Annotated in this window: 21 protein-coding genes and 2 pseudogenes; 16 read left to right on the top strand and 7 right to left on the bottom strand. The window is 55.3% G+C overall.

What is annotated here, in order from left to right; all coding sequences use genetic code 11:
- The first annotated feature begins 20 nt into the window (after positions 1 to 20).
- The 3 genes from dnaJ (at position 21) to nhaR (ending at position 3,459) form a co-directional block, all read left to right on the top strand.
- On the top strand, positions 21 to 1,154 hold the full coding sequence (gene dnaJ, locus OOJ60_RS14940; RefSeq protein WP_042290231.1) for a molecular chaperone DnaJ: 1,134 nt from the start codon (positions 21 to 23) through the stop codon (positions 1,152 to 1,154).
- Between the two features lie 174 nt (positions 1,155 to 1,328).
- Positions 1,329 to 2,495 carry a Na+/H+ antiporter NhaA gene (nhaA, locus tag OOJ60_RS14935; protein ID WP_042290227.1) on the top strand — a complete coding sequence of 389 codons (1,167 nt, stop codon included), beginning with the start codon at positions 1,329 to 1,331 and terminating at the stop codon, positions 2,493 to 2,495.
- 64 nt (positions 2,496 to 2,559) lie between these two features.
- Positions 2,560 to 3,459, top strand: coding sequence for a transcriptional activator NhaR (gene nhaR, locus OOJ60_RS14930; RefSeq protein ID WP_042290226.1), 900 nt, complete (start codon positions 2,560 to 2,562; stop codon positions 3,457 to 3,459).
- A 114-nt stretch (positions 3,460 to 3,573) separates the two neighbouring features.
- Here nhaR and rpsT read toward each other — a convergent pair whose 3' ends face one another.
- Complete coding sequence (gene rpsT, locus OOJ60_RS14925; RefSeq protein ID WP_002887965.1) at positions 3,574 to 3,837, bottom strand: 30S ribosomal protein S20; 264 nt, start codon at positions 3,835 to 3,837, stop codon at positions 3,574 to 3,576.
- Between the two features lie 108 nt (positions 3,838 to 3,945).
- Between rpsT and OOJ60_RS14920 the strand changes: the two are divergent.
- The 8 genes and pseudogenes from OOJ60_RS14920 to OOJ60_RS14885 all read left to right on the top strand — a co-directional run.
- Positions 3,946 to 4,158 (top strand): annotated as a pseudogene (locus OOJ60_RS14920) (DUF2575 domain-containing protein); the annotation flags it as partial.
- 7 nt (positions 4,159 to 4,165) lie between these two features.
- Positions 4,166 to 5,101: a bifunctional riboflavin kinase/FAD synthetase gene (gene ribF / locus OOJ60_RS14915; RefSeq protein WP_042290220.1), complete on the top strand. Its 936-nt coding sequence runs from the start codon at positions 4,166 to 4,168 to the stop codon at positions 5,099 to 5,101.
- A gap of 34 nt (positions 5,102 to 5,135) precedes the next feature.
- Positions 5,136 to 7,952 (top strand): isoleucine--tRNA ligase, encoded by a 2,817-nt coding sequence (ileS, locus tag OOJ60_RS14910; RefSeq protein WP_042290217.1) that lies wholly within the window; start codon positions 5,136 to 5,138, stop codon positions 7,950 to 7,952.
- A complete protein-coding gene (gene lspA / locus OOJ60_RS14905) occupies positions 7,952 to 8,449 on the top strand; it encodes a signal peptidase II (protein WP_042290214.1) in 498 nt (165 codons plus the stop codon). Before ileS ends, lspA begins: the two co-directional genes overlap by 1 nt.
- Before the next feature lie 96 nt (positions 8,450 to 8,545).
- Complete coding sequence (fkpB, locus tag OOJ60_RS14900; RefSeq protein WP_042290212.1) at positions 8,546 to 8,995, top strand: FKBP-type peptidyl-prolyl cis-trans isomerase; 450 nt, start codon at positions 8,546 to 8,548, stop codon at positions 8,993 to 8,995.
- A 1-nt stretch (position 8,996) separates the two neighbouring features.
- Positions 8,997 to 9,947: a 4-hydroxy-3-methylbut-2-enyl diphosphate reductase gene (ispH, locus tag OOJ60_RS14895; protein WP_042290209.1), complete on the top strand. Its 951-nt coding sequence runs from the start codon at positions 8,997 to 8,999 to the stop codon at positions 9,945 to 9,947.
- A gap of 127 nt (positions 9,948 to 10,074) precedes the next feature.
- Positions 10,075 to 10,638 (top strand): glucose-6-phosphate isomerase family protein, encoded by a 564-nt coding sequence (locus OOJ60_RS14890; protein ID WP_042290206.1) that lies wholly within the window; start codon positions 10,075 to 10,077, stop codon positions 10,636 to 10,638.
- A complete protein-coding gene (locus tag OOJ60_RS14885) occupies positions 10,631 to 11,413 on the top strand; it encodes a glucose-6-phosphate isomerase family protein (protein WP_042290204.1) in 783 nt (260 codons plus the stop codon). Before OOJ60_RS14890 ends, OOJ60_RS14885 begins: the two co-directional genes overlap by 8 nt.
- Before the next feature lie 63 nt (positions 11,414 to 11,476).
- Here the strand turns inward: OOJ60_RS14885 and OOJ60_RS14880 are convergent, their stop codons facing one another.
- The 5 genes and pseudogenes from OOJ60_RS14880 to OOJ60_RS14860 all read right to left on the bottom strand — a co-directional run bounded on the left by OOJ60_RS14880 (position 11,477) and on the right by OOJ60_RS14860 (position 15,790).
- On the bottom strand, positions 11,477 to 12,295 hold the full coding sequence (locus tag OOJ60_RS14880) for a PTS system mannose/fructose/sorbose family transporter subunit IID (protein ID WP_042290202.1): 819 nt from the start codon (positions 12,293 to 12,295) through the stop codon (positions 11,477 to 11,479).
- Positions 12,295 to 13,095, bottom strand: coding sequence for a PTS mannose/fructose/sorbose/N-acetylgalactosamine transporter subunit IIC (locus OOJ60_RS14875; RefSeq protein WP_042290199.1), 801 nt, complete (start codon positions 13,093 to 13,095; stop codon positions 12,295 to 12,297). The genes OOJ60_RS14880 and OOJ60_RS14875 overlap by 1 nt, the downstream gene beginning before the upstream one ends.
- A 10-nt stretch (positions 13,096 to 13,105) precedes the next feature.
- A complete protein-coding gene (locus tag OOJ60_RS14870; RefSeq protein ID WP_042290197.1) occupies positions 13,106 to 13,600 on the bottom strand; it encodes a PTS system mannose/fructose/N-acetylgalactosamine-transporter subunit IIB in 495 nt (164 codons plus the stop codon).
- Positions 13,601 to 13,611: 11 nt separating this feature from the next.
- Positions 13,612 to 14,040 (bottom strand): annotated as a pseudogene (locus tag OOJ60_RS14865) (PTS sugar transporter subunit IIA).
- Between the two features lie 4 nt (positions 14,041 to 14,044).
- Positions 14,045 to 15,790: a class I mannose-6-phosphate isomerase gene (locus OOJ60_RS14860; protein WP_205612788.1), complete on the bottom strand. Its 1,746-nt coding sequence runs from the start codon at positions 15,788 to 15,790 to the stop codon at positions 14,045 to 14,047.
- Between the two features lie 187 nt (positions 15,791 to 15,977).
- On the opposite strand from OOJ60_RS14860, the gene OOJ60_RS14855 reads away from it, so the two are divergent.
- The 5 genes from OOJ60_RS14855 (at position 15,978) to caiF (ending at position 23,424) form a co-directional block, all read left to right on the top strand.
- The gene (locus OOJ60_RS14855) at positions 15,978 to 16,985 is read left to right on the top strand and encodes a LacI family DNA-binding transcriptional regulator (protein ID WP_042290191.1); all 1,008 of its coding nucleotides are present in this window, start codon (positions 15,978 to 15,980) and stop codon (positions 16,983 to 16,985) included.
- Between the two features lie 133 nt (positions 16,986 to 17,118).
- Positions 17,119 to 17,940 carry a 4-hydroxy-tetrahydrodipicolinate reductase gene (dapB, locus tag OOJ60_RS14850; RefSeq protein ID WP_181822003.1) on the top strand — a complete coding sequence of 274 codons (822 nt, stop codon included), beginning with the start codon at positions 17,119 to 17,121 and terminating at the stop codon, positions 17,938 to 17,940.
- Between the two features lie 455 nt (positions 17,941 to 18,395).
- Positions 18,396 to 19,544 carry a glutamine-hydrolyzing carbamoyl-phosphate synthase small subunit gene (carA, locus tag OOJ60_RS14845; protein ID WP_060570759.1) on the top strand — a complete coding sequence of 383 codons (1,149 nt, stop codon included), beginning with the start codon at positions 18,396 to 18,398 and terminating at the stop codon, positions 19,542 to 19,544.
- A gap of 18 nt (positions 19,545 to 19,562) precedes the next feature.
- A complete protein-coding gene (gene carB, locus OOJ60_RS14840) occupies positions 19,563 to 22,787 on the top strand; it encodes a carbamoyl-phosphate synthase large subunit (RefSeq protein ID WP_205612787.1) in 3,225 nt (1,074 codons plus the stop codon).
- A gap of 247 nt (positions 22,788 to 23,034) precedes the next feature.
- Entirely contained in the window at positions 23,035 to 23,424 is a 390-nt protein-coding gene (caiF, locus tag OOJ60_RS14835) for a carnitine metabolism transcriptional regulator CaiF (protein WP_042290179.1), read from the top strand.
- Between the two features lie 96 nt (positions 23,425 to 23,520).
- On the opposite strand, the gene caiD is transcribed toward caiF, so the two are convergent.
- Positions 23,521 to 24,306, bottom strand: a complete 786-nt coding sequence (gene caiD / locus OOJ60_RS14830; protein WP_205612786.1) for a crotonobetainyl-CoA hydratase — start codon at positions 24,304 to 24,306, stop codon at positions 23,521 to 23,523.
- Between the last annotated feature and the right edge of the window lie 27 nt (positions 24,307 to 24,333).

The raw sequence follows: 24,333 nt of genomic DNA, 5'->3' as shown, positions 1-24,333 counted from the left end.
TTAAGGGCAGATAAAAAGAGATGGCTAAGCAAGACTATTACGAGATTTTGGGCGTTTCCAAATCAGCGGAAGAGCGTGAAATCAAAAAGGCCTACAAGCGCCTGGCCATGAAATATCACCCGGACCGTAACCAAGGTGATAAAGAGGCCGAAGCCAAGTTCAAAGAGATCAAAGAAGCCTACGAAGTGCTGACCGATGCGCAAAAACGCGCCGCTTACGATCAGTACGGGCATGCTGCGTTTGAGCAGGGTGGAATGGGCGGTGGCGGCGGCTTTGGCGGCGGCGCTGACTTCAGCGATATTTTTGGTGACGTTTTTGGCGATATCTTCGGCGGTGGCCGGGGTCGTCAACGTGCCGCGCGTGGGGCCGATTTACGTTACAACATGGATCTCACCCTCGAAGAAGCCGTACGTGGCGTGACCAAAGAGATCCGTATTCCAACGCTGGAAGAGTGTGATGTTTGCCACGGTAGCGGGGCAAAAGCGGGCACTCAGCCGCAGACATGTCCGACCTGCCACGGCTCCGGCCAGGTGCAGATGCGTCAGGGCTTTTTTGCCGTTCAGCAAACCTGTCCGCACTGTCAGGGACGGGGTACGTTGATCAAAGACCCGTGCAACAAATGTCACGGTCATGGTCGCGTTGAGAAAAGCAAAACGCTGTCGGTTAAAATCCCGGCAGGTGTGGATACCGGCGATCGCATTCGTCTTTCCGGCGAGGGCGAAGCAGGGGAGCACGGCGCTCCGGCAGGCGATCTGTATGTTCAGGTCCAGGTGAAACAGCACCCGATCTTCGAACGTGAAGGGAATAACCTGTACTGTGAAGTACCGATCAACTTTGCAATGGCGGCGCTCGGCGGCGAGATTGAAGTTCCGACGCTCGACGGACGTGTGAAGCTGAAAATCCCTGGCGAAACGCAGACCGGCAAACTGTTCCGTATGCGCGGAAAAGGCGTGAAGTCCGTTCGCGGCGGCGCGCAGGGCGATCTGTTATGTCGCGTGGTGGTGGAAACGCCGGTAGGCCTGAACGAAAAGCAAAAGCAACTGCTGAAAGATCTGCAGGAAAGCTTTGGCGGACCGACAGGGGAAAATAACAGCCCACGTTCCAAGAGTTTCTTCGACGGCGTGAAAAAGTTCTTCGACGATCTGACACGCTAAGACACATCGGTTATTTCGCTTAACAAGCCTGAGATTGAGAGATCTCGGGCTTTTTTGTTTTGGTCTATACTCGTAAAAACCGATTCATTCATCATAAATAATCTAATTTTAACGATGATTCATGCGGAGTAAGATGGTCATTACGAAGTATTCACCTGAAAGCGAGAATAAAAAGTGAAACATCTGCATCGATTCTTTAGCAGCGACGCCTCCGGAGGCATCATACTGATCATCGCCGCTGCGCTGGCCATGATAATGGCGAATAGCGGCGCCACCAGTGGGTGGTACCACGCTTTTCTTGACACTCCTGTACAACTGCGCGTTGGCGCGCTTGAAATCAACAAAAACATGTTGTTATGGATTAACGATGCCCTGATGGCGGTGTTTTTTCTGTTGATTGGTCTGGAAGTCAAGCGGGAACTGATGCAAGGCTCCCTTGCCAGCTTGCGTCAGGCGGCGTTTCCCGTTATTGCCGCTATTGGTGGGATGATTGTTCCGGCTGTGCTCTATCTGGCGTTTAACTATGCCGACCCGGTAACACGTGAGGGCTGGGCGATCCCGGCGGCGACGGATATTGCTTTTGCGCTGGGCGTACTGGCGTTACTGGGCAGCCGTGTACCGCTGGCGTTGAAAATTTTCCTCATGGCGCTGGCGATTATTGATGACCTGGGCGCGATTGTGATTATCGCGCTGTTCTATACCAGCGATCTGTCGATGGTATCTCTGGGCGTGGCGGCATGCGCCATTGCGGTACTGGCGCTGCTGAATCTGTGTGGGGTAAGACGAACGGGGGTTTATATTCTGGTGGGCGTCGTGCTCTGGACAGCGGTGCTCAAGTCTGGCGTACACGCAACGTTAGCGGGGGTGATTGTCGGGTTCTTTATTCCACTCAAGGAGAAACACGGGCGTTCTCCGGCGAAGCGTCTGGAGCATGTTTTGCACCCGTGGGTGGCATACATGATCCTGCCGCTGTTTGCTTTCGCCAACGCGGGTGTTTCCCTGCAGGGCGTGACGATCGATGGGCTCACCTCCATCCTGCCGTTGGGCATTATTGCTGGCCTGCTGATAGGTAAACCGCTGGGCATTAGTCTGTTCTGCTGGTTGGCGCTGCGTCTGAAAATGGCGCAATTACCGCAGGGGACGACCTTCCCGCAGATCATGGCGGTCGGCATTCTGTGCGGCATTGGCTTTACTATGTCGATCTTTATCGCCAGCCTGGCGTTTGGCAGCGTTGATCCGGAACTGATTAACTGGGCGAAGCTGGGGATCCTGATTGGTTCGCTGCTGTCGGCAGTAATTGGCTATAGCTGGCTACGCGCGCGTTTAAGCGCGGCGGCCTGAGCGTAAGCATTCGCAGGGGAGCGCAGTCAGCTCCCCTTTTTGTGACATTTTTCAGGGAGAGAGTATGTCCCATATCAATTACAACCATCTCTATTATTTCTGGCACGTTTATAAAGAGGGATCCGTGGTTGGCGCGGCGGAAGCGCTGTATCTGACGCCGCAAACCATTACCGGACAGATCAAAGCGCTCGAGGAGCGTTTGCAGGGCAAATTGTTCAAGCGTAAAGGGCGCGGCCTTGAACCCAGCGAGCTTGGCGAACTGGTATTCCGCTATGCCGATAAAATGTTCACGCTCAGCCAGGAGATGCTGGATATCGTTAACTACCGCAAAGAGTCGAACCTGCTGTTTGATGTGGGCGTTGCGGATGCGCTGTCAAAACGTCTGGTCAGCAGCGTACTGGACGCGGCGGTGGTGGAAGATGAACAAATTCATCTGCGCTGCTTTGAGTCCACTCATGAAATGCTGCTGGAACAATTAAGCCAGCATAAGCTGGACATGATCATTTCCGACTGCCCGATCGATTCGACACAGCAGGAGGGGCTGTTTTCGGTAAAAATTGGTGAATGCAGCGTCAGCTTCTGGTGCACGAATCCGCTGCCGGAAAAGCCATTTCCGGCCTGCCTGGAGGAGCGCCGCCTGTTAGTGCCTGGTCGGCGTTCTATGCTGGGACGCAAATTGCTGAACTGGTTTAACTCTCAGGGGCTCAACGTCGAGATTTTAGGTGAGTTCGACGACGCGGCGTTAATGAAAGCCTTTGGTGCCACGCACAACGCGATTTTCGTCGCGCCTACGCTCTATGCAAATGATTTTTATGCAGATGATTCAATCGTTGAGATAGGACGCGTGGAGAACGTGATGGAGGAGTATCACGCAATATTTGCCGAGCGCATGATTCAACACCCGGCAGTGCAGCGCATCTGTAACAGCAACTATTCGGCGTTGTTTATGCCTGTGGCGAAATAAACCTCGTTGGCCGGATAACGCGCCGCCGCCATCCGGCACAGTCAAACGCCCGATCGCAGACATAAAAAAACCCGCGTTAGCGGGTTTTTTCACAAAGCGACAACGAACGGACGATTAAGCCAGTTTGTTGATCTGTGCAGTCAGGTTAGCTTTATGACGTGCAGCTTTGTTTTTGTGGATCAGACCTTTAGCAGCCTGACGGTCCACGATTGGTTGCATTTCGTTAAATGCTTTCTGTGCAGCAGCTTTGTCGCCAGCTTCGATAGCTGCGTATACTTTCTTGATGAAAGTACGCATCATAGAGCGACGGCTTGCGTTGTGCTTACGAGCCTTTTCAGACTGAACGGCGCGCTTCTTAGCTGATTTGATATTAGCCAAGGTCCAACTCCCAAATGTGTTCTATATGGACAATTCAAAGGCCGAGGAATATGCCCTTTTAGCCTTCTTTTGTCAATGGATTTGTGCAAATAAGCGCCGTTAATCTAGCGGCACTCGTTACGTAGTGATGGCGCAGGATTCTACCAGCTTGCGGGGCGTGAATACAGCTTTTCGACGATAAAAATTGAATTGCTTTGTCAGTTTAGGCGCTGAGTTTGCCTCATAGTGATGAAATCCATCTGCTTTTCGTTTTGGCGCATCAATCGCCGGTTAACCTTGACCGCGGTACAAGGTATACTTTGGCGATTTTCACTGTTTTGAGCCAGACATGAAGCTGATACGCGGCATACATAATCTTAGTCAGGCCCCGCACGGGTGTGTGTTGACTATTGGTAATTTCGACGGCGTGCACCGTGGTCACCGCGCGCTGCTGCAAGGTTTGCAGGAAGAAGGGCGCAAACGTGGCTTACCGGTGATGGTGATGATCTTTGAGCCGCAGCCGCTTGAGCTATTCGCGACGGATAAAGCGCCCGCACGGCTGACTCGCCTGCGGGAGAAACTGCGTTACCTGGCGGAATGTGGCGTCGATTACGTGCTGTGCGTGCGTTTTGACCGACGTTTCGCCGCGCTTACCGCGCAGACGTTTATCAGCGATCTGCTGGTCAAACGCCTCGGGGTGCAATTTCTGGCTGTGGGTGATGATTTCCGCTTTGGCGCTGGCCGGGCGGGCGATTTCTTGTTATTACAGAAGGCTGGCCTGGAGTATGGCTTTGATGTCACCAGCACCCAAACCTTCTGTGAAGGCGGCGTGCGTATCAGCAGCACCGCCGTGCGTCAGGCGCTGGCGGAAGACAATCTGGCGCTGGCGGAAAGTTTACTGGGGCACCCGTTTACTCTCTCCGGACGCGTTGTCCACGGTGATGAACTGGGGCGCACCATTGGTTTTCCGACTGCGAATATCCCGCTGCGCCGTCAGGTCTCCCCGGTGAAAGGGGTGTATGCGGTAGAAGTGAGGGGGCTTGGCGAAAAGCCATTGCCCGGCGTGGCGAATATCGGAACCCGGCCAACGGTGTCGGGCGTGCGCCAACAGTTAGAAGTGCACTTGCTGGATATTGCAATGGACCTCTACGGTCGCCATATAGATGTAGTGCTGCGTAAAAAAATACGCAACGAGCAGCGGTTTGCTTCGCTGGATGAACTGAAAGCGCAGATTGCGCGAGATGAATTAACGGCCCGCGAGTTTTTTGGGCGATACCCGGCTTAAATGCCTATGTATTAAATACGGAACCGAGAATCTGATGAGTGACTATAAATCAACCCTGAATTTGCCGGAAACAGGGTTCCCGATGCGCGGCGATCTCGCCAAGCGCGAACCGGGAATGCTGGCGCGTTGGACTGATGATGATCTGTACGGCATCATTCGTGCGGCCAAAAAAGGCAAAAAAACCTTCATTCTGCATGATGGCCCTCCCTATGCGAATGGCAGCATTCATATTGGTCACTCGGTTAACAAGATTCTGAAAGACATTATCGTGAAGTCCAAAGGACTCGCGGGATTCGACTCGCCTTATGTTCCGGGCTGGGACTGCCACGGTCTGCCGATCGAACTGAAAGTGGAGCAAGAATACGGTAAGCCGGGTGAGAAATTCACCGCCGCCGAATTCCGCGCCAAATGCCGTGAATATGCCGCTACGCAGGTTGACGGTCAGCGAAAAGACTTCATTCGCCTGGGCGTGCTGGGTGACTGGTCGCATCCGTATCTGACGATGGACTTCAAAACCGAAGCCAACATCATTCGCGCGCTGGGTAAAATCATCGGCAACGGCCACCTGCATAAAGGCGCCAAGCCGGTGCACTGGTGCGTAGATTGCCGTTCCGCGCTGGCGGAAGCGGAAGTCGAGTATTACGACAAAACGTCCCCTTCGATCGACGTGGCGTTTCGTGCGGTTGATCAGGATGCAGTGCAGGCGAAGTTTGGCCTGCCGGGCGTCAGCGGGCCGATCTCGTTGGTTATCTGGACCACGACGCCGTGGACGCTGCCAGCCAACCGCGCGATCTCTCTGGCGCCGGATTTCGACTATGCGTTGGTGCAGATCGACGGTCAGGCGCTGATCCTGGCGAAAGATCTGGTGGAAAGCGTAATGCAGCGCATTGGCGTGGCGGACTACCGCATCCTCGGCACGGTAAAAGGCGCGGAGCTGGAACTGCTGCGTTTCACTCACCCGTTTATGGGATTTGACGTCCCGGCTATCCTCGGCGATCACGTAACGCTGGATGCAGGTACCGGCGCCGTACATACCGCTGGTGGTCACGGTCCTGACGACTATACCATCAGCCTGAAATACGGTCTGGAAATCGCCAACCCGGTAGGGCCGGACGGCGCGTATCTGGCTGGGACTTATCCTGGGCTGGACGGCGTTAACGTTTTCAAAGCTAACGACACGATCGTTGAGCTACTGCGTGAGAAAGGCGCGCTGCTGCACGTGGCGAAAATGCAGCACAGCTATCCGTGCTGCTGGCGTCATAAGTCGCCGATCATCTTCCGCGCCACTCCGCAGTGGTTCGTCAGCATGGATCAGAAAGGTCTGCGCGCCCAGTCGCTGAAAGAGATCAAAGGCGTGCAGTGGATCCCGGACTGGGGCCAGGCGCGTATCGAATCCATGGTGGCTAACCGTCCAGACTGGTGTATCTCACGTCAGCGTACCTGGGGCGTACCCATGTCGCTGTTCGTTCACAAAGATACCGAAGAGCTGCATCCTCGCGCCGTTGAACTGATGGAAGAGGTTGCCAAACGCGTTGAAGTTGACGGCATCCAGGCGTGGTGGGATCTCGACCCGAAAGAGATCCTGGGCGACGAAGCCGACCAGTACGTGAAGGTCCCGGATACCCTGGACGTGTGGTTTGACTCCGGGTCTACTCACGCCTCTGTGGTTGACGTGCGCCCTGAGTTTGCCGGTCACGCTGCCGACATGTATCTGGAAGGGTCTGACCAACACCGCGGCTGGTTTATGTCATCCCTGATGATCTCCACCGCCATGAAGGGCAAAGCGCCTTACCGCCAGGTTCTGACCCACGGCTTCACCGTTGACGGTCAGGGACGCAAGATGTCCAAGTCCATCGGCAACACCGTGTCGCCGCAGGACGTGATGAACAAACTGGGCGCAGACATTCTGCGTCTGTGGGTGGCATCTACCGACTACACCGGCGAAATGGCGGTGTCGGACGAGATCCTGAAACGTGCCGCCGACAGCTATCGTCGTATCCGTAATACCGCGCGCTTCCTGCTGGCGAACCTGAACGGGTTCGATCCGGTGAAAGACATGGTGAAACCGGAAGAGATGGTGGTGTTGGATCGCTGGGCGGTCGGCTGTGCGAAAACCGCGCAGGACGACATCCTGAAAGCCTACGAGGACTATGACTTCCATGAAGTGGTGCAGCGTCTGATGCGTTTCTGCTCCGTTGAAATGGGCTCGTTCTATCTCGACATCATCAAAGACCGCCAGTACACCGCGAAGGCAGACAGCGTCGCGCGTCGCAGCTGCCAGAGCGCGCTGTACCATATCGCAGAAGCGCTGGTGCGCTGGATGGCGCCAATCATGTCCTTCACCGCAGACGAAATCTGGGGCTACCTGCCGGGCGAGCGTGAGAAATACGTCTTTACCGGCGAATGGTACGACGGTCTGTTTGGCTTAGGTGAAACCGAGCCAATGAACGATGCCTTCTGGGACGAGCTGCTGAAAGTGCGTGGCGAAGTGAACAAGGTGATCGAGCAGGCGCGCGCGGACAAGAAAGTGGGCGGTTCTCTGGAAGCGGCAGTGACCCTGTACGCGGAACCGGAACTGGCTGCCATGCTGACCGCGCTGGGCGACGAATTACGATTTGTCCTGTTGACCTCGGGCGCGAAAGTCGCAGACTATGCGGAGGCTTCTGCCGACGCACAGCAGAGCGAATTGCTTAAAGGACTGAAAGTCGCGTTGAGTAAAGCCGAAGGTGATAAATGCCCGCGTTGCTGGCATTACACTACAGATGTCGGCAAGGTGGCGGAACATGCAGATATCTGCGGCCGCTGTGTCAGCAACGTCGCCGGTGATGGCGAAAAACGTAAGTTCGCCTGATGAGTAAACCGATCTTTTCAACAGGGCTACGCTGGCTGTGGCTGGTGGTGGTCGTGCTGATTATCGATCTGGGCAGCAAATACCTGATCCTCCAGAACTTTGCTCTGGGGGATACGGTGGCGCTGTTCCCGTCGCTTAATCTGCATTATGCGCGTAACTATGGCGCGGCGTTCAGTTTCCTCGCTGACAGCGGTGGCTGGCAGCGCTGGTTCTTTGCCGGTATTGCGATAGGTATCTGCCTTATTTTGACGGTGATGATGTACCGTTCAAAAGCGACGCAGAAACTAAATAACATAGCCTATGCGTTAATCATTGGCGGCGCGCTGGGTAATTTGTTTGATCGCCTGTGGCACGGCTTCGTCGTCGATATGATCGATTTCTACGTCGGGGACTGGCATTTCGCCACGTTTAACCTCGCCGACAGCGCGATTTGTATCGGTGCGGCGCTGATCGTGCTGGAAGGATTTATACCTTCCAGACAAAAAACGGCGGCATAAACGCCGTATCCGGCCTTTGGGTAGAGGCCTGTTTAAGCAGGCCCGGTGACGCTTCGCATACCGGGCCTGGCGAAAGACAATAAGTGAGCAACCTGCATGTCTAAATCAGTACAGAGTAACAGTGCGGTGCTGGTGCACTTCACTTTGAAGCTCGACGATGGCTCCACCGCTGAGTCAACCCGTAACAACGGAAAGCCAGCGCTTTTTCGCCTGGGTGACGGCTCTCTGTCTGAAGGACTGGAGCAGCATCTTCTTGGCCTGAAGGCGGGCGATAAAACCACCTTTTCTCTGGAGCCGGATGCCGCGTTTGGCGTACCGACCCCTGACCTGATCCAGTATTTCTCTCGTCGTGAATTTATGGACGCGGGCGAACCTGAGATTGGGGCCATCATGCTCTTTACCGCAATGGACGGCAGTGAAATGCCTGGGGTGATCCGCGAGATCAACGGCGACTCAATCACCGTGGATTTCAACCATCCGCTGGCCGGGCATACCGTTCATTTTGATATTGAAGTGCTGGAAGTCGAACCGGCACTGGAGGCGTAAAATGCAGATCCTGTTGGCCAACCCGCGCGGTTTTTGCGCAGGTGTAGACCGCGCTATCAGCATTGTTGAAAACGCGTTGGCAATTTACGGCGCGCCCATTTATGTTCGTCACGAAGTGGTGCATAACCGCTACGTGGTCGACAGCCTGCGTGAACGTGGGGCGATCTTTATTGAACAGATCAGCGAAGTGCCGGACGGCGCGATTCTGATTTTTTCTGCCCACGGGGTATCTCAGGCGGTACGCAACGAAGCCAAAAGCCGCGATCTGACCGTTTTTGACGCCACCTGTCCGCTGGTCACTAAGGTTCATATGGAAGTGGCGCGCGCCAGCCGCCGCGGTGAAGAGTCGATCCTGATTGGTCACGCGGGGCACCCGGAAGTGGAAGGGACGATGGGGCAGTACAGCAACCCGGAAGGGGGCATGTACCTGGTCGAGTCGCCGGATGATGTCTGGACGCTTGACGTTAAAAACGAAGGCAAACTCTCCTTCATGACCCAGACCACGCTGTCCGTCGACGATACCTCGGACGTGATAGACGCGCTGCGCCAGCGTTTCCCGAAAATCGTCGGTCCTCGCAAGGACGACATTTGTTACGCCACCACCAACCGTCAGGAAGCGGTGCGCGCCCTGGCGGAGCAGGCGGATGTGGTGCTGGTGGTCGGGTCGAAAAACTCCTCTAACTCCAACCGACTGGCTGAACTGGCGCAGCGGATGGGAAAAATGGCGTTTTTGATCGACGATGCCGCCGACATCCAGGAAGCCTGGGTGAAAGACGCGGAATGCGTGGGTGTCACTGCTGGCGCATCGGCGCCGGATATACTGGTGCAAAACGTCATCGCCCGCCTGCAGGAGCTTGGCGGCGGGGAGGCAGTCCCGCTTGAAGGCCGCGAAGAGAATATTGTCTTCGAGGTGCCGAAAGAGTTGCGCATCGACGCGCAGGAAATCAAATAACCTCTCTCGTGCTGACAGACGTGATAATGCCGGGTTTGTTACCCGGCATTTTTTCGCCGCATACTGGCAAGTTAATCGATTAATCTGCTACTCTGACGATGTTGTTCTCCTCGGGCCGGAGACACATATGAACCTTTCTTTTAGCCAGCCGCCGCGGCTGGAATGGACTACCGGCGATTTATCCGGTGGTCCGCTATTGCGTAAGTCAACGTGCATTCAGGATCTCACTGGGATATTCAGCGATGAGCGTGCCCGCCAGTCACTGGCCGGGGAACGCATTGTGTATGAGGTTGAGATGCTGAACACGTCTCCCGCCGACGGCGAGCTTTATACCGGGATAACCCACCTTTATCCCGGTCGTGTCGGTCACGAATATTTTATGACCCGCGGTCATTTTCATGCCCATCGCGAACAAGGTGAGGTCTATTTTGGGCTACGCGGCGTCGGGTTGTTGCTGCTGCAAAATGAACAGGGCGAAGTACGTCTGGAAAAGGTCTTTACCGGCTCGGTCCATATCATCGCAGGTTATACCGCTCACCGGTTGATCAACACCGGAGACGAGGTACTCTCAGCGCTGGCCGTATGGCCGACGCTGGCAGGGCATGATTATCAGGCGCTGGCAAAAGGCTTCAATGTCCGGGTGTTTGAAGAGAACCAGCAACCGCTGGCGAGGACGGTGCAGAATGGCTGAACCTTCATCACGTTTTGGGCTGGATATGGCGGTGCATCATCACCCGCTGGGGTTTAGCTATGGCGAGGAAGTAACCGGACCCATGCCGGAAATTCGTCGGCTCGAACATATTCGAGCCTCTCTGCGCGACCCGCACTGTTGCGGGCCGGAGGATGTTTACGCTATCGCAATGGATGTCGCGCGGATGCAGGATCGTGACGAGCTGAAAAAACGGATGCTGCTGTTTGGCGTGGTGACCTACGCGGCAGGACGATTGGGTGAGGAGCCGATTCGAAGTCAGGGGCATGTTCATCGGATCAGCCAGCACAGCGGCTGGTCGCCGCCGGAGCTCTATGAGATCTGGCAGGGAAAAGCGATCGTTTATATGCAAGAGTATGTCGATGACGATCCAGGCCGCTGCTTCGCGGTGATCGCCGGACCGGGCGAGAAAGTACTGGTGCCGCCAGGCTGGGGTCATGCCACGATCTCCGCCGATCCTGATACGCCACTCACTTTTGGCGCCTGGTGTGACCGTGAATATGGCTTTGAATATGAGGCAGTCAGGGCACATAAAGGGTTGGCATGGTACCCGCTGCTACAGGGAAAAAACGTCGTCTGGCAGCATAATCCGCGCTATATCGCTGGCCGGTTACAGGTCGTGACGCCCCGGCACTATACGGAGTTTGGGCTTAGCTCCGCGCCAATCTATCAGCAGTTTATTGACGAACCGGCGCGCTTCCAGTTTATTTCCCGTCCGGATAAAGTCGCCGAGCTTTGGACGCAGTTTCATCCATAAAAAACCGGGGCATCGCCCCGGCCATTCGTTTTGCGTTGACGCTCTTTATGCCATCACGCGGATTTAACCCGCAAACAGGCCTGTTGCGACTCCCAGCGCCGCCAGCACCAGAAGCAGTATCATCGCTTTTACCGGTGAGACGCCGCGCTTCGCCATCAAATACCAGGTGCCAAGCACCACGACCAGCGGCAGGAGCTGAGGGAAGATGCCATCCAGCATCTGTTGAACGTGAATATTTACGCCATCCTGCGTGATAAATTCCAGCCCGGTGCCTAACTTCACGTAGCTTGCCGCAACGCCGCCCATGACAAACACGCCCAGTAACGACAACGCTTCGCGCAGGCGGGTAGATTTACTGCTCACCAGCATCTCAACCGAACCAGAACCCATTTTGTAACCTTTCAAAAACAGGAACCAGGAGCCGGGAATGATGATCGCCAGCCAGGCGACGGTATAAAAAAGCGGCCCCAGTATATTTCCCCCTGCGGCGAGCGCCATGCCGATACTCAACAGAATGGGGATCAACATCCCTGGGATCATGGAATCGCCAATACCGGCAATTGGGCCCATCAGGCCGACTTTTAGGGTGTTAATGGTCTCGCCGTCAATGGGTTCGCCGTTAGCTTTTTTCTCTTCCAGCCCCAGCGCCATGCCGTTTACGATAGCGCCAATCTGCGGTTCGGTGTTGTAGAACGAGGCGTGGCGTCGCAGCATTTCGGTACGCTGCGCGGCATCCGGATAGAGCTTTTTCGCGACCGGCAGCATGCTCAGACAAAAGCCAAACGACTCCAGACGTTCAAAGCTCATTGAGGAGAGGTTGTGCATCATCCATGCTCGCCAGCAGCGCCGGAGATCTTTACGGGTCAGGGAACGTTCTTCCATCAGAATTCATCCTCATCATCTGTCGCGGCGGACGCCGCATTAGCCGCCTGCGGCGCTTCCGGCTTGTAGTTATAGTGAATCAACGCCAGCAGCGAACCGACGATCACCAGCGCGACCATGTTCAGTTTTAAGAAAACGATGCAGACAAAACCCACGAGGAAATAGATCAACATGGTGTAGTTTTTAATGATCTGCTTGAGGAGGATGGCGATCCCCACGGCGGGCAGAATGCCGCCCAGTACATTCATCGTTGACAGCACGACGCCAGGTAAGCTGTCCATAAAGCCGCTGATGTACTGTGCGCCGAAGTAAACGGCAATAAAGGTCGGAACGAAACGTAAAATAAAATTTGTCACCTGTGGCCAAATGGCGCTGTTCAGGTAGATGCCGCGCTCGTCGCCGCGCTCCAGCGCCACGTCGGCCCGATGGTTCCAGAAAGAGTTAAGCACCATCATCGCATTAAACAGGATGGTTCCGGCGATACCGATCGTTGCCGCCAGCGCGACCGCCACTTCAGGGCCTTTTCCGGACAGGATCCCAAGGGCAATCGCCGGGTAAGCCACAAAGTTAAGATCGGCGGGCATGGAGCCGCCGGGCGTCACCATGGCGATGTACACGGCCTGAACCGCAACGCCAATGATGATGCCGGTTTTCATATCGCCGAGGATGATCCCCACCAGCATACCGGAAATCAGCGGTCGGGTGATCAGATACCAGCCACCCGTCAGCCCAAGAAGCCAGGGGCTGCTGAGGGCGCCGAGATAGCACAGAATACCGATTAACGTCGCTTCGAAAATCATCGTCCCCTCCTTATTTCAGCTTCTGGCGTGCGTCCTGCCAGCTGTAGAAACCGGCATCCGGCACCAGGCGGAACTCCACCTGATGTCCGCGCTGTGTCAGCCAGTCAAACGCGGCGATTTCGTCTGGATTGACCGACTGGTTAGGGCCGATGGTGGTGGTGCCGGCGCGGGCGCTCATCGGGCCGACGTTGATTTTGCCATTGCTGTTCTGCAGGCTGATGCCTGCCTCTTCGAGGCGCTTTAACGTGACGGGCGATTTGCCAATCACGAAATAACGCTTCTCACTGGCGATAACCTTTGGCAACTTCTCAATCGCGGTCGCCGTATCAAATAACCAGACTTTAGTGTCCTGAACCGCGCCTTTCATGACTGATGAGAGCAGAGGATCGGCCGCAACGGCGTCGTCGATCGCGACAATGCCGTCACAGGGCAGCTCTCTGGCCCAACGTGTCACGAGCTGCCCATGGATAACGCGGTCATCAATACGTACAAAAGAAATACTCATGGTGGTTTCCTTTAAAAATCTTCTGACTGAACGGTTAAAACCGGGGCGGCTTTAATCAACGTCGGTACGGTTAACGCCAGCAGCTCGGCTGCGGCGGCATGCACGTCCGTTAAGTGGCAGATCTCTTCGCTTTGCAGCAGCATGGGAAAATTAACGCCTGCGACAACGGCGACAGGCGGTAAGGTCCGGGCAGAGAATGCATGCTGGCAGGCGACATTCTAGGGCGTGCCGCTTTGCATATCGCACAGTACCAGCACGCCATCCGCGTTTTGCCCGGCATCGGCCAGGGCTTTCGCAAAGCTCTCTTTAAACCCTTCAATCCCGGCCTGGTCGCTCAGCGTAACGGTGTGGACGTGCGGTAATTCGCCGTAAACCATACGGCCACTGGCGAGTAGCGCTTCTGCCAGCGGTCCGTGAGTGGCGACAAGAATGTTGATCATACGGTTATCCTCTTACCCAGGCTTTGATGGTGGCGAATGGCCGGTCGACACTGTTGCCAGACGGCGTAATCCGGTATTCGCCTACGGCCGCCGGAATGATAAATGTCTCAGCGTAGCGAACGGTAAAAGGGGCGAACGCACCGCTGGGGCTGTCGACAATCGCCTCTGTCCCTTCCACCAGATTCAGAACGTTAACGCCACCCTGGGTGTGATGGATTACCGGCGCGGTAAACCAGTGGCGACGCGTTTCGATAAACTCTCGCTCATGCATGCCGGTGCGTTCTTCTCTCCAGCCTTCTCCTTGCGTAATAGGTTCAATGCGGTTAACCAGATTGTCGTAGACCCACTGTGTATCCCGCTGCCAGTCAATAACGCGCTCGCCGTGTTCAAGATGCACAGGCCGGGGCAAACCGTCTAAACCTAAGCGTCCCCAGTCCCACAGTTTGAAGGTGAAGATATACGGCGTCGCACTGATTTCCAGCACCATGGTGCCCGCGCCGGAACAGTGAACGGTGCCAGCCGGGATGAGAAAGTGATCGTGCTGGCGGGCTGGGATCTGATTTACGAAACGCGCATCGTCGAACGTTTTTTCTCCACGTTCCGCGGCGCGCAGGTCGTCCAGCATCGCCTGCGGCTCAATGCCCGTTTGGGTACCCAGATACACCACCGCGCCGGGCTGTGCGGCGAGAATGTAATAACTTTCATCCTGGGTATAGTGCATCCCGAACTGCTGCTGGATATATTCCGTCAGCGGGTGAACCTGAAAGCTGAGATTCTGCCCGTCGATGGTGTCGAGAAAATCAAAACGAATCGGAAATTCCGCGCCGAAGCGGGCATGGACCTTCTCACCGAGAAGGGGACGCGGGTAAAGCAAAACTAAATCCTGAGAGGGGATCTCGATCCGTACGGCGCCAAAACGCAGCAACAGGCTGTTTTCCTCGGGCACGCAATCAAAACACCACGCGTAATTGGGTACCGCAGGATCGAGATCAAACTGCTGCTTCATCCACTGACCGCCCCAGACGCCGGGGTCAAAGAAAGGAACAACGCGAAACGGCTGGGTGGTGGTCTGCTGCAGGCCAGCGCGTAGCGCATCGCCGCTGACCATGGCAGGCGCGTTTTCAACGGTGGAATCCAGCAAAAAGTCGGCGCGCTTGAGCAGTGGCGTTTTGTGTCTGTCAAAGACACGCCATTCAATGAAAAAAGCGCGTTTGTAGCGACGGAGAATATCCTCGTCCGGATTGTCCGCCCCCCAGTTGCTCAGCCCGTGATGGCGCATACGCTGCTGGATTTCCCAGCGAGGGAGATCGGCATAGACGAGGATATCGCCGGGATGCGCCAGCGCTGCGCCGGGACCATATACGACGACCAGGCCCTCTGCTACCGAGGCGATGCGCTGGCGAATCTGATTGAGTTTGTCAGGATCAAAAAACTCAACAAGCTGATGGCAGGAAAGCACGCCGAACACCCGGTCATCGGTCAGGTTGCGGGCCAGAAGATCGTGTAATGCCTCTTTTCCGAGGCGGGCAGATTCGATGTTCACCACCAACGCGGCATTTAAGGTGGCCAGAAGCCGTTGTTCCAGCTCATCTGAGCGCACGCCCGGATAGCAATCCACGACCAGCACGCGTTTTGTCAAACCTGAAACCCTGGTGTTGAGCACAGAAGCAATAGAATCCCAGCCTTGCCAGGCCTGGGTGTCATAACCCTGAACGACAACCTCAGGGAATTTATTATAGGTAGTCTGCATGTTGAGTCTCCGTAATCGCTGGATTAAGATTAATCGATTAACCTTAAATTCAAAGCGTGGTTAACGCGATTAACCCGCCATAATCAGAAACAAACCGGGATCATGCGCCGTCCGTGTGATGAGTATCACAGGCCAGAGGCGCCAGATTGGGGTTATTCGATTAACTGGCGTTTCACAAGGAGAAATCATGACAACAGTCACGTTAGCGCAGGTCGCGAAGCGCGCAGGGGTGTCGACGGCGACCGTTTCGATGGTACTGCGCAACCGGGGGCGTATATCGCAGGCCACGCGTGAGCGAGTGCTGAAAGCGCTGGACGAGTCTGGCTATGTTTACAATCAAACGGCCGCGAATCTACGCAACCGGAGTAGCAACCAGGTAGGGTTGTTGCTGCATGACATCACCAACCCGTTCTACGGCGAGATGACCGCCGGGCTGAGCCATGAGATGGAACGGCATGACTTGCTGCTGTTTCTGGCGAACAGTGAAGAATCCGGCGAGCGGCAGCAAAAATTTGTGGATTCCCTGATGCGAAACAACGCCTGCGGCATGGTGCTTTGCGCAGCACGGGAAACGCCAGTCTCGTTTTTTGCCGCGCTGAAAAGACGCAATATCCCTGCCATAATGGTGGTCCGCCCGCTCAGCGATCCTGATTTTGACTTTGTGGGCACCGATAACTTCCTCGGTACTCAGATGGCGACGACGCATTTACTCAGGTTGGGGCATAAGAATATCGCTTTTATCGGCGGTAGCCCAAGCTCTGGCAGTCGGGCGCAGCGAATGGGGGGATTCACCAGTACGCTAATGGAGTGGGGGATCTCACCGAATCCGGACTGGATCGTTGCCGCCGAAGCCAGTCAGATCGACGGCGCCAGAGTGGCGGAATCATTACTTACCCGCTATCCGCAGATCACCGCCGCTGTCTGTTATCAGGATATCGTTGCGCTAGGGGTTATGCAGGCGCTGCGTAAAATGGGACGGGAACCGGGGAACGATTTTGCGCTGGTGGGATTTGACGATATTACCGAAGCGGCGCTGGTGCAGCCCGCGTTGACAACCGTTTCGGTTGCGGCAAAAGAGATTGGTCGCAAAGCGGGTGAGCTGTTGTACAGCCGCATCCAGGGGAACGATGAACCGCCGAAACGAATTATTCTGCCGCCCGCGCTGGTGATCAGAGAGTCATGCGGTTTTCGCTGAGTATCATGCCTTTTACTGATACTCCCTCCTGTTTATCATAAAATTCTAATTATCGGCGATTTCAGATGGCGGCTTTGTCTCGGGCTGGTTAATCTGAAAACGATTTACATCATTTTAACGTAAGAGAATAACTATGCATGATGCACAGGTCCGCGTCGCGATAGCGGGCGCGGGGGGCCGTATGGGTCGCCAGCTGATTCAGGCAGCCCTTGAAATGGAAGGCGTTGCGCTTGGTGCGGCGCTGGAGCGCGAAGGATCGTCATTGCTGGGAGCCGATGCCGGTGAGCTGGCGGGCGTCGGCAAAACGGGAGTGACTGTACAATGCAGCCTCGAGGCGGTAACCGACGATTTTGATGTTTTCATCGACTTTACGCGCCCGGAAGGCACGTTGAATCATCTGGCATTTTGTCGTCAACACGGCAAAGGCATGGTCATTGGCACCACCGGTTTTGATGACGCAGGCAAACAGGCGATTCGTGAGGCGGCAGCTGACATCGGCATTGTCTTCGCGGCAAATTTCAGCGTTGGGGTAAACGTCATGCTGAAGCTGCTGGAGAAGGCGGCAAAAGTCATGGGCGATTATACCGATATCGAAATTATTGAAGCGCACCATCGCCATAAGGTTGACGCGCCGTCCGGCACCGCGCTGGCGATGGGCGAGGCAATAGCGCATGCGCTGGATAAAGATCTGAAAGCGTGCGCCGTGTACAGCCGTGAAGGTTACACCGGCGAGCGTGTGCCGGGTACCATTGGCTTTGCTACCGTGCGTGCGGGCGACATTGTTGGTGAACACACTGCGATGTTTGCCGATATTGGCGAGCGTATCGAAATTACCCATAAGGCCTCCAGCCGTATGACCTTTGCCAACGGCGCGGTAAGATCGGCGCTTTGGGTCAGTACAAAGCAAAGCGGCCTTTTTGATATGCGAGATGTCCTGAATTTACACAGTTTATGATGTGTTATTACCCTTCGTGATGTGGTTATTGTAATCTTAATGTCTTGATTACATAGGGCAATATTTTATTGCCCTTTTATTTTAGCGCCTTACCTTTAAAGTTTTCTTGTAATGCCTGAAATTCTACTTTTTATTATTAAATATTGTGGCTGAAATGTAAATTTTGACCAGATGGTCCATTTTTTTCAGCGCTACCGCCATTTTTTATATTCTTCTTGCTGCGCAAGCGTTTTCTCAACCAGGTTAGTTGCTCTTTTTGCCCGTTAATCCGTCCTTTTTACCTCCAGGTTGCAAAAGAATATAAAAAATACTGCCTTTAAGTTGACTTTTAGCTGCCTTATCTCCAGAATGCCGCCGTTTGCCAGAAATTCAAGGTAAGCAAATTTGCATTGATTCATCGCGTATAAATGAATTAGTATGCAAATAAAGTGAGTGAATATTCTCTGGAGGGTGTTTTGATTAAGTCAGCGCTATTGGTTCTGGAAGACGGAACCCAGTTTCACGGTCGGGCCATAGGGGCAACAGGTTCGGCGGTTGGGGAAGTCGTTTTCAATACTTCAATGACCGGTTATCAAGAAATCCTCACTGATCCTTCCTATTCCCGCCAAATCGTTACTCTTACTTATCCCCATATCGGCAATGTCGGCACCAATGCTGCTGATGAAGAATCTTCTCAGGTACATGCGCAAGGCCTCGTCATTCGTGACCTGCCGCTGATCGCCAGCAACTTCCGCAACACCGAAGACCTCTCGTCTTACCTGAAACGCCATAACATCGTGGCGATTGCTGATATCGATACTCGTAAGCTGACGCGTCTGTTACGTGAAAAGGGCGCGCAAAACGGCTGCATCATCGCGGGCGATAATCCGGATGCGCAGCTGGCGCTGGAAAAAGCGAAAGCCTTCCCGGGCCTGAACGGGATGGATTTGGCGAAAGAAGTGACCACGGCGGAAGCGTATAGCTGGACCCAGGGAAGCTGGACGCTGGCAAATGACCTGCCGGAAGCAAAACAACAAGACGAACTGCCGTTCCACGTGGTCGCCTATGACTTTGGCGCCAAGCGCAATATCCTGCGCATGCTGGTGGACAGAGGCTGCCGCCTGACGGTGGTGCCCGCGAAAACCTCAGCGGAAGATGTTCTGAAAATGAACCCGGACGGCATCTTCCTTTCAAATGGCCCTGGCGACCCGGCGCCGTGTGACTACGCTATCGACGCAATCCAGACATTCCTCGAAACCGATGTGCCGGTATTCGGTATCTGCCTCGGTCATCAGCTCCTGGCGCTGGCGAGCGGCGCGAAGACCGTGAAGATGAAATTCGGTCACCACGGCGGCAACCACCCGGTAAAAGATATCGACAACAATACCGTAATGATTACGGCGCAGAATCACGGCTTTGCCGTCGATGAAGCCACGCTGCCGGCGAACCTGCGCGTGACCCATAAGTCCCTTTTCGACCATACCCTGCAAGGTATTCATCGCACCGATAAGCCAGCGTTTAGTTTCCAGGGGCACCCGGAAGCCAGCCCAGGTCCGCATGACGCCGCGCCGTTGTTCGACCACTTTATCGAGTTAATTGAGCAGTACCGTCAGTCCGCGAAATAATCAGGAGTTAAGAGAGCCATGCCAAAACGTACAGACATAAAAAGTATCCTGATTCTGGGCGCGGGTCCGATTGTTATCGGTCAGGCGTGCGAGTTTGACTACTCCGGCGCGCAGGCGTGTAAAGCCCTGCGTGAAGAGGGTTACCGCGTTATCCTGGTCAACTCTAACCCGGCGACCATCATGACCGACCCGGAAATGGCCGATGCGACCTACATCGAGCCGATTCACTGGGAAGTCGTGCGTAAAATCATCGAAAAAGAGCGTCCGGACGCGGTGCTGCCGACGATGGGCGGCCAGACGGCGCTGAACTGCGCGCTGGAGCTGGAGCGTCAGGGCGTACTGGAAGAGTTCGGCGTGACCATGATTGGCGCCACCGCCGACGCGATCGATAAAGCCGAAGACCGTCGCCGTTTCGATATCGCGATGAAAAAAATCGGTCTCGACACCGCGCGTTCCGGTATCGCCCATAACATGGAAGAAGCGCTGGCGGTGGCCGCCGACGTCGGTTATCCGTGCATCATCCGTCCGTCCTTTACGATGGGCGGCACCGGCGGCGGTATCGCCTACAACCGCGAAGAGTTTGAAGAAATCTGTACACGCGGTCTGGATCTTTCCCCTACCAACGAGCTGCTGATTGATGAATCGCTGATCGGCTGGAAAGAGTATGAGATGGAAGTGGTGCGTGATAAAAACGACAACTGCATCATCGTCTGCTCCATCGAAAACTTCGACGCAATGGGTATCCACACCGGCGACTCGATCACCGTTGCGCCTGCCCAGACGCTGACCGACAAAGAATACCAAATCATGCGTAACGCCTCGATGGCAGTGCTGCGTGAAATCGGCGTTGAAACCGGCGGTTCTAACGTTCAGTTCGCGGTGAACCCGAAAAATGGTCGCCTGATTGTCATTGAGATGAACCCGCGCGTGTCACGTTCGTCGGCGCTGGCCTCTAAAGCCACCGGCTTCCCGATTGCGAAAGTGGCGGCGAAACTGGCGGTGGGCTACACCCTTGACGAACTGATGAACGACATCACCGGTGGGCGTACCCCGGCCTCGTTCGAGCCGTCTATCGACTACGTGGTGACTAAAATCCCACGCTTTAACTTTGAAAAATTTGCTGGCAGCAATGACCGCCTGACCACCCAGATGAAGTCGGTGGGCGAAGTGATGGCGATTGGCCGCACCCAGCAGGAATCGATGCAGAAAGCGCTGCGCGGGCTGGAAGTGGGCGCGACCGGCTTCGACCCGAAAGTCAGTCTCGACGATCCGGAAGCGCTGACCAAAATTCGCCGCGAGCTGAAAGACGCTGGCGCGGATCGTATCTGGTATATCGCTGACGCGTTCCGTGCGGGACTTTCCGTAGACGGCGTCTTCAACCTGACCAACATCGACCGCTGGTTCCTGGTGCAAATTGAAGAGCTGGTCCGTCTGGAAGAAAAAGTCGCGGAGCTGGGCATCAATGGCCTGACCGCCGACTTCCTGCGCGTGCTTAAGCGTAAAGGCTTCGCTGATGCGCGCCTGGCGAAACTGGCGGGCGTACGCGAAGCGGAAATCCGCAAGCTGCGCGACCAGTACGACCTGCATCCGGTCTACAAGCGCGTGGATACCTGCGCGGCGGAATTCGCCACCGACACCGCCTACATGTACTCGACCTATGAAGACGAATGTGAAGCGAACCCGTCCGTCGACCGCGACAAGATTATGGTGCTGGGCGGCGGTCCAAACCGTATCGGCCAGGGCATTGAGTTCGACTACTGCTGCGTACACGCCTCGCTGGCGCTGCGCGAAGACGGTTACGAGACCATCATGGTCAACTGTAACCCGGAAACGGTCTCCACCGACTACGACACCTCCGACCGCCTGTACTTTGAGCCGGTTACCCTGGAAGACGTGCTGGAAATCGTGCGTATCGAAAAACCGAAAGGGGTTATCGTCCAGTACGGCGGCCAGACTCCGCTGAAGCTGGCGCGCGCGCTGGAAGCCGCGGGCGTACCGGTTATCGGCACCAGCCCGGACGCCATCGACCGGGCGGAAGACCGTGAACGCTTCCAGCATGCGGTTGACCGTCTGAAGCTGAAACAGCCGGCGAACGCGACTGTCACCGCCATTGAACAAGCGGTAGAAAAAGCGAAAGAGATCGGCTATCCGCTGGTGGTGCGTCCTTCTTACGTGCTTGGCGGACGGGCGATGGAAATCGTCTATGACGAAGCGGATCTGCGTCGTTACTTCCAGACCGCGGTCAGCGTCTCCAACGACGCGCCGGTGCTGCTTGACCGCTTCCTCGACGATGCGGTTGAAGTGGATGTGGATGCGATTTGCGATGGTGAAAGGGTGCTGATTGGCGGCATCATGGAGCACATCGAGCAGGCAGGCGTTCACTCCGGCGATTCCGCCTGTTCGCTGCCAGCCTACACCCTGAGCCAGGAAATTCAGGACGTGATGCGCCAGCAGGTGCAGAAGCTGGCCTTCGAATTGCAGGTTCGCGGTCTGATGAACGTCCAGTTTGCGGTCAAGGACAACGAAGTCTATCTGATTGAAGTGAACCCGCGTGCCGCGCGTACCGTACCGTTCGTCTCCAAAGCCACCGGCGTACCGCTGGCGAAAGTGGCGGCGCGCGTGATGGTGGGCAAATCGCTGGCCGAGCAGGGGGTGACAGAAGAGATTATTCCGCCTTACTACTCGGTGAAAGAGGTGGTGCTGCCGTTCAACAAATTCCCTGGCGTTGACCCGCTGTTAGGGCCGGAAATGCGCTCTACCGGAGAAGTGATGGGGGTGGGGCGCACCTTTGCGGAAGCGTTCGCCAAAGCGCAGTTGGGCAGTAACTCCACGATGAAAAAACAAGGCCGTGCGCTGCTCTCCGTTCGCGAAGGCGATAAAGAACGCGTGGTAGACCTTGCCGCGAAGCTGCTGAAGCAGGGCTTTGAGCTGGATGCGACTCACGGTACGGCGATCGTACTGGGTGAAGCCGGTATTAATCCGCGTCTGGTAAACAAAGTGCATGAAGGCCGTCCTCACATTCAGGACCGTATCAAGAATGGCGAGTACACCTACATCATTAACACCACCGCCGGGCGTCGCGCGATTGAAGATTCCCGCGTCATTCGCCGCAGCGCGTTGCAGTACAAGGTGCATTACGACACCACCCTGAACGGCGGTTTCGCCACCGCGATGGCGCTTAATGCTGACGCCACGGAGAAAGTGATCTCCGTACAGGAAATGCACGCGCAAATTAAAAAATAACCGACCCTGATGTTCCACGGTCTTAAAAACGGTTCCGGAAACGGAGCCGTTTTTTTATGCAATCAGTCGTTTCCTGGCGAAATATACTGCAATAGCAGAAATGTGAATGTAACAAGCAAGATTTGGATCACACTCATGACCCGGCAAGTTGCATACTATCCCTTATATCCACAATTTTAATAGGGTCTTGTCGGGAATATGATGGACAGGACGCAACACGATTTTTAATTTGTGAAATGGTGTGCTTATGTGTGAAGAGTATGTTGAAAAACCACTTTATTTGATGATTGCCGACTGGGTCATGGCGGAAAAGCGTTGGGTCAGCGCAAAAGAGATTGCAAAGCAGTTTAATATGGATCATTGCAAAGCAATTAATACCGTCTCTTATATTCTCGCGGAAGTGGGGGAAATTCATTGTGAGACTAAGACCATCCCTAACCAACTGGAAGGACGGGGCTGTCAGTGCCAGCGTCTGGTGCGGGTAACCCATATCGCGCCGCAGCTTTACGCGCGTTTGGGACAGCGCGCGCAGGAAAAGGTGGCCAGCAGAGCGCCCCGGATCCCGGCGGTTCCACCGTCAGAACTGAACCGTGAGCAGAAATGGCAGATGATGCTGTCAAAGAGTTTGCGGCGGTAAGGCGGAGATCCGCCGTATCGAATGGCGGTATAAACGACGTATCCGGCCTGGGGATGGCGAACATCGCAGGCCGGATAAATGCTGTGCCATCAGGCGTTAACGGCCTTTCCATGCCGGGGCGCGTTTTTCCGCAAATGCCTGCGGCCCTTCAAGGGCATCCTCTGAATGCAGGACCGACGGATAGTGCTTCAGCACGCCGCTGCGGATAAAACGATACCCTTCCTCGACCGGCATTTCACTGGTGGTCCGAGAGATCTCCTTCAGCGCGGCAATGGCCAGCGGCGCGCTGTTGACCAGTTCTTGCGCCAGTTCGCGCGCGCTGTCCATCAATTCCTGCTGGCTGACCACGCGGTTGACGATCCCCCAGCGCAGCGCTTCCGCGGCATCCATTCGTCTGCCGGTCATTACCATTTCATTCACGATGGCTGGGGGTAACCGTTTTGGCAGACGCAACACGCCGCCGCTGTCTGGCACAATGCCCAGTTTCGCTTCCGGCAGCGCAAAGCTGGCGTTTTCGGCGCAGACGATAAAATCCGCCGCCAGCGCCAGTTCGAAACCGCCGCCAAAGGCATAGCCGTTCACGGCGGCAATCACCGGTTTATCGAGATCAAAGCATTCCGTTAGTCCGGCAAAACCGCCGGGGCCAAAGTCGGCGTCCGGCGCTTCACCTTCTGCGGCGGCTTTTAAGTCCCAGCCTGCGGAAAAGAATTTCTCCCCCGCGCCGGTGACGATCGCGACGCGCAGTTCGGGATCGTCACGAAATTGCAGAAAAGCCTCCCCCATCTGAAAGCTGGTTTTGGCATCGATCGCATTGGCTTTAGGTCGATCCAGAATGATTTCCAGAACAGGTCCGTTACGGGTCAAACGTAAAGATTCACTCATGGTTCATCTCCAGAAAATAAAGTAACT

The sequence above is a fragment of the Citrobacter sp. R4 genome, from assembly GCF_026719175.1.
GTDB lineage: Bacteria > Pseudomonadota > Gammaproteobacteria > Enterobacterales > Enterobacteriaceae > Citrobacter_A > Citrobacter_A sedlakii.
The sequence above is the reverse complement of the archived record's forward strand: the minus strand, read 5'-3'. Positions and strand labels throughout refer to the sequence as shown.

Excerpts from the sequence above, each read along its gene's own strand:
- ileS (WP_042290217.1), top strand. The coding sequence starts at position 5,136 with ATGAGTGACTATAAATCAACCCTGAATTTGCCGGAAACAGGGTTCCCG.
- caiD (WP_205612786.1), bottom strand. The coding sequence starts at position 24,306 with ATGAGTGAATCTTTACGTTTGACCCGTAACGGACCTGTTCTGGAAATC.
- OOJ60_RS14855 (WP_042290191.1), top strand. The coding sequence starts at position 15,978 with ATGACAACAGTCACGTTAGCGCAGGTCGCGAAGCGCGCAGGGGTGTCG.
- ribF (WP_042290220.1), top strand. The coding sequence starts at position 4,166 with ATGAAGCTGATACGCGGCATACATAATCTTAGTCAGGCCCCGCACGGG.
- OOJ60_RS14890 (WP_042290206.1), top strand. The coding sequence starts at position 10,075 with ATGAACCTTTCTTTTAGCCAGCCGCCGCGGCTGGAATGGACTACCGGC.
- dnaJ (WP_042290231.1), top strand. The coding sequence starts at position 21 with ATGGCTAAGCAAGACTATTACGAGATTTTGGGCGTTTCCAAATCAGCG.
- ispH (WP_042290209.1), top strand. The coding sequence starts at position 8,997 with ATGCAGATCCTGTTGGCCAACCCGCGCGGTTTTTGCGCAGGTGTAGAC.
- caiF (WP_042290179.1), top strand. The coding sequence starts at position 23,035 with ATGTGTGAAGAGTATGTTGAAAAACCACTTTATTTGATGATTGCCGAC.
- carB (WP_205612787.1), top strand. The coding sequence starts at position 19,563 with ATGCCAAAACGTACAGACATAAAAAGTATCCTGATTCTGGGCGCGGGT.
- lspA (WP_042290214.1), top strand. The coding sequence starts at position 7,952 with ATGAGTAAACCGATCTTTTCAACAGGGCTACGCTGGCTGTGGCTGGTG.
- OOJ60_RS14885 (WP_042290204.1), top strand. The coding sequence starts at position 10,631 with ATGGCTGAACCTTCATCACGTTTTGGGCTGGATATGGCGGTGCATCAT.
- OOJ60_RS14870 (WP_042290197.1), bottom strand. The coding sequence starts at position 13,600 with ATGAGTATTTCTTTTGTACGTATTGATGACCGCGTTATCCATGGGCAG.
- dapB (WP_181822003.1), top strand. The coding sequence starts at position 17,119 with ATGCATGATGCACAGGTCCGCGTCGCGATAGCGGGCGCGGGGGGCCGT.
- OOJ60_RS14860 (WP_205612788.1), bottom strand. The coding sequence starts at position 15,790 with ATGCAGACTACCTATAATAAATTCCCTGAGGTTGTCGTTCAGGGTTAT.
- nhaR (WP_042290226.1), top strand. The coding sequence starts at position 2,560 with ATGTCCCATATCAATTACAACCATCTCTATTATTTCTGGCACGTTTAT.
- OOJ60_RS14880 (WP_042290202.1), bottom strand. The coding sequence starts at position 12,295 with ATGGAAGAACGTTCCCTGACCCGTAAAGATCTCCGGCGCTGCTGGCGA.
- OOJ60_RS14875 (WP_042290199.1), bottom strand. The coding sequence starts at position 13,095 with ATGATTTTCGAAGCGACGTTAATCGGTATTCTGTGCTATCTCGGCGCC.
- fkpB (WP_042290212.1), top strand. The coding sequence starts at position 8,546 with ATGTCTAAATCAGTACAGAGTAACAGTGCGGTGCTGGTGCACTTCACT.